Here is a 4,113-nt window from a genome sequence, read left to right as displayed (position 1 = left end):
TCGGCCAGCGTGGCGTCGGAGCGCAGCTCCTCGTGGAAGGTGCGGGCCTCCAGGTCGGTGATGGGCGCGTTCCCGTGGTGCGCCCGGATCTTGGCGAGCACCAGGGTGCTTTCCTTGAGTGTGAGGCTCATGAGCCGATCTCCTTCCTGGCTCCCTGCGGTTGTTGTGCTTCCTCCTGCGCGTACCGGGCGATCAGCGCCGCGTTCGCATCCTGGTTCTGCTGGCTGCGGCTCGGCACCGGGCCCGACGACGACGCGGGCGCTCTCGGCCTGGGCCTGTTCTTCCAACCCCCGTCATGCAGCCACTTGGCTGCTGCCGGAATGTACCTGGGATCCCTGTGCTCGTCACGAAGCATCTGAGCCCCCTGAAGGAGAGCGACCAGGCTTACGCGCCGGCGGCGCACCCTGCGGAACTCGCGGACTGCGGCATCCTCGTAATCGTGATTCGGGTAGAGCGACCAGAACTGGGTGAACTCGACGGTGGGCTCCGATGATGGTTCCCGGATCTGCTCCTCGTCGCTCTCAACCCCCGTTGGGGGTTTAGGGGATATATCTACGTTAGTAGATATATAAGGTACGGGTACGGGTACGGGGTTCGTTTTTGCTTCATGTTTTGCTTCAGCATTTGCTTTAGCATTTGCTTCAGCATTTGCTTCGCGTTTGCTTCGCCTCGACTTGCCCGACTTGATGCCGCCGAGCTTCCCAGCCCTGGAACGACGGGCTTTCTTGGCCTCGACTTCTTCCCGTGGAGGGTTGTACTTCAGAAAGTCGTGAATCTGCCAGTGGTCACCCTGATCTTCCCACAGACCCGCCGCGACGAGTTCTTCCGCGAGTTTTTCCGAAGCATCAGGGTGAAGCACACGAAGCAAACGCTTAAGCACTTGCCCGTCAGTTTGCGAAGCACTTGCCCAAGCACCTGCTTCAACCCATAGCCCGACGGCGGCTATGCTCACCCCTGCCATTTTCGGGTTGAGCGGGAGCCGGTCATCGACCTTGAACCACACCATGATTCCCTCCTTTCTTTTTGCTTCCTTGCCCTCGTTGGCATCCGCAGGACCGTGTTCTTCCGCTTGTGAGGTTGCTGCCGATGATGGTCTTGACCTTCCCGCAGTCGCACCGGCACGTCCACATGATCTTCCGGCCTTTACGCCCCCAGTAGTCGATCACAGTGAGCATGCCGAACGTCTCACCGCGCAGGTCTTTGATGGGTCGGCTCGTATCTTTGAACTTGACCCTGCCTCGAGTCGCCCGCTCGCGTGGCGTCTCATGCAGCAGGCACATGTCCTCCCTGGACCGGTGCCCGCCGTGCACGGGGTCAAGCTCATGCAAACGGCGCGTGTACCGGCGTCTGCTGGCCGGCTCACGAAGCTGCCGGGCGATCATTAGAGCCTTATGGTCAAGCCACGTCATGAGACGCCTCCTCCGTTTGCTGGATGCGCCGCCCGATCCAAGCCATGACCGGCACGGCCATGCTGTTGCCGAGGGTCTTGTATCTGGGACTGTCGGGAGCGTGCTCCCTGCCCTTGTACGGCACGTCGGTCCAGGAGTCCGGGAAGCCCTGCAAACGCTCGCACTCCACGGGCATGAGCCGACGCACCATGCCATCGCCCGACACGGCGGGCTGCTTGGTCGCGGACAGAGTGGGGCTCGTCTCCCGACTGACGCTCAAACCAGCCGTAGCCGCGTTTTTCGGGGAGAACACGTAGCCTGCGCTTTTCGCGGCATGCGCAGTCAGCGTCGGCGCGAAACCCTCGCCGATGGACGCATTCGCAGTACTGTCAGTGGCACACAGCATCACATTCGGGTTCTTGTCATCAGATGCCATAAGGGACGGGGACACGTCCTCCCCTATGGATGAGCGCGGGCCGCGGTTGCTGGCACACAGCACCGCAGGATTGTGCTCGGTCTTGAGCGTGGGACTCAGCTCCTCGCTGACCGCCATCGACCCCGCCTTATGGCCCGCGTTGGGCAGGAAAGCCACGGCCCTGCCGTCGCCTCCTGAGCGTGCCCTGGCATCCAGGGTCGGCCATGCGCCGTCAGGCCGGTAGATGCGCCGTGACTGCGTATCCCAGGAGGTCAGGCAGCCTCCGCCATCATCTGCGCCTCCAAGGCTGCCTTGAGCCTGCCTGGCAAGGGCTTGCCTCTTTTCGTGGCTCGACGGATGATCCCAGCGCAGGCTTTCGGGCTCAAAAAGTACTTCGCAGGCGCGTGTACTTCCAAGACTTCCGACAATGTAGACACGGCGGCGTCTTTTGGCCACTCCGAAGAATTGCGCGTCGAGTACTCGCCATGCCAGACCATACCCGAGCTCATCCAAGGCTTGGAGCAGGCATCGGAAATCCTCCCCGTGCGAGCTGCTGAGCGCTCCCGGGACGTTCTCCCAGACAAGCCATTGAGGACGGATTGCCTGTATTGCTCGTACATACTCCCACATGAGCCCGGAGGCTCCCTCAAGGCCCTCCCGCCGTCCGGCGATGCTGAAGGACTGGCAAGGGCTTCCCCCGACCACAAGGTCGGCTGTAAGGCAATCGTCATGTGCGCTCCAATCAATCTTCGTAATGTCGCCCAAATTGGGCGTATTCGGATAATGGTGGGCAAGGACGGCGCTCGGGAACGACTCGATCTCACTGAAAGCCACCGGCTCCCAGCCAAGAGGACACCAAGCCACCGATGCCGCCTCAACGCCGCTGAAGATGCTCACATACCTCATGACGTGGCCTCCGCATCGGGCCCCAATGGCTCCCCGTGGTTCAGGAGCAGCGCATACTGCTCCAAGGTCATGTAGACCAGCTGCTGGCCCACCGTCTCCCTTGAATCAATCCCGATTCCGGCACGCTTCTGCACGACGGCCCAGAATGTAGCGCCATCGTGCATGGCCTCCTTCTGCGCCTGGTCAAGATGCTTGGGGATGTCCATGCGGGCCGTGTTCTTGCATTCGATGACCACCCGATGCTGGTCATGCATGATGCCATTGATGTCTCCCCGGTCCTGGGACCCGGACAGGTGGCGTCTCTCCACCCTCGGATCATCAAGACCCCAGGCCAGATAAGACGCCGTAGCGGTCTCCATATCCGCACCAGCACGCTTGGCGCTCTTGCGATTACGGCTCATATCAGGTCCTCCATGTATCTGCGGTCGCGCTCCAGTTCGGCCTGGCGTTCGGCATCCTCCTCGCGTCTGAGCTCGGCAGCCTCCACCGCATCCCAGTCGACCGGCTGCTCGATCCCGGCAAAGGGATCAAAAGACCGGATCGTCATCGCCGGCACCTCCCCACGGGTCCTGCGGCTGGGAGGCGGGAGCCTGGGCCTGCTGGCCGCCCCACTGCTGGGGACCGCTCCCCCACTGCTGCGACTGCTGCGGAGCCTGCTGCTGACCATTGCTGTTCCTGGTCACCTGGGCAGTGTTCCTTGTCAGCGCTGGCCCGATCTCGTCCAGGCGCATCTCCACGACCGTGCGCTTGTTGCCATCCCGGTCCTGATAGGAGCGCTGCTCCAAGCGTCCACGGGCGATGACCCGCATGCCCTTGGCCAGGCTGGCCTGAATGTTGGAAGCGGTGGGATGATACTGCGTATCCCAGGCGGAGCAGCGCATGAACAGCGTTTCCCCGTCCTCCCACTGGCCAGTATTCCGGTCGAACTGTCGGGGCGTGGACGCGATCGTCAGGTTCGCCACCGTGCCACCGTTGGACGTGGTCCGCATCTCAGGGTCGGCGGTCAGATTGCCGACAATCGTCAAATAAGTCTCTCCGGCCATTACTTGGCCTCCTTCACGAATTTCTTGATTTTGATGGGTTTGTCTTTGGTCCAGCAGGGTCTGGTCGCCCCATGCCTTGCAGCTGCCTCAGCGTTGCACTCGTACCCGCACCACAAGGCGTGCGCGCACGAGGACCTATGGCACTTCTCGCAGATGCTGGAAGTCAGACGCGCGCACGTCGCACACGAGCATCCAGGACGAGTAGGAAGAGTCATGCCCGCTCACCCCGTTCCAGGCACCAGAAGCCGCACACGAGGGCAGCCAGGTCCACCAGGCCAAGCCGAGGCTCCACCAGCGTCCAAGGAACCGCGAAGAACAGGATCGCGCCGCACACGCCGGCACCAAGCAGGGCCAGGTCACT

At 62.2% G+C, this 4,113-nt stretch carries 6 protein-coding genes; all 6 read right to left on the bottom strand.

Going from position 1 to position 4,113, the window contains the following annotated elements; translation table 11 throughout:
• Window positions 1-127 precede the first annotated feature (127 nt).
• Genes J3T93_RS09860 through J3T93_RS09835 form a run of 6 tightly spaced genes read right to left on the bottom strand, consistent with a single transcriptional unit; the run spans window position 128 to window position 3,752 of the window.
• Window positions 128-1,006: a hypothetical protein gene (locus J3T93_RS09860; protein WP_267431541.1), complete on the bottom strand. Its 879-nt coding sequence runs from the start codon at window positions 1,004-1,006 to the stop codon at window positions 128-130.
• Entirely contained in the window at window positions 984-1,409 is a 426-nt protein-coding gene (locus tag J3T93_RS09855; protein WP_267431540.1) for a hypothetical protein, read from the bottom strand. The genes J3T93_RS09860 and J3T93_RS09855 overlap by 23 nt, the downstream gene beginning before the upstream one ends.
• Window positions 1,396-2,709 carry a DNA cytosine methyltransferase gene (locus tag J3T93_RS09850; protein ID WP_267431539.1) on the bottom strand — a complete coding sequence of 438 codons (1,314 nt, stop codon included), beginning with the start codon at window positions 2,707-2,709 and terminating at the stop codon, window positions 1,396-1,398. The genes J3T93_RS09855 and J3T93_RS09850 overlap by 14 nt, the downstream gene beginning before the upstream one ends.
• On the bottom strand, window positions 2,706-3,110 hold the full coding sequence (locus J3T93_RS09845; RefSeq protein ID WP_267431538.1) for a hypothetical protein: 405 nt from the start codon (window positions 3,108-3,110) through the stop codon (window positions 2,706-2,708). Before J3T93_RS09845 ends, J3T93_RS09850 begins: the two co-directional genes overlap by 4 nt.
• On the bottom strand, window positions 3,107-3,256 hold the full coding sequence (locus J3T93_RS09840; protein WP_267431537.1) for a hypothetical protein: 150 nt from the start codon (window positions 3,254-3,256) through the stop codon (window positions 3,107-3,109). The genes J3T93_RS09845 and J3T93_RS09840 overlap by 4 nt, the downstream gene beginning before the upstream one ends.
• Window positions 3,237-3,752: a single-stranded DNA-binding protein gene (locus tag J3T93_RS09835; protein WP_267431536.1), complete on the bottom strand. Its 516-nt coding sequence runs from the start codon at window positions 3,750-3,752 to the stop codon at window positions 3,237-3,239. Before J3T93_RS09835 ends, J3T93_RS09840 begins: the two co-directional genes overlap by 20 nt.
• Window positions 3,753-4,113 lie beyond the last annotated feature (361 nt).

The organism is Bifidobacterium sp. B4111, assembly GCF_026537235.1.
Lineage (GTDB): Bacteria > Actinomycetota > Actinomycetes > Actinomycetales > Bifidobacteriaceae > Bombiscardovia.
This window is presented reverse-complemented; position numbering and strand designations above follow the sequence as displayed.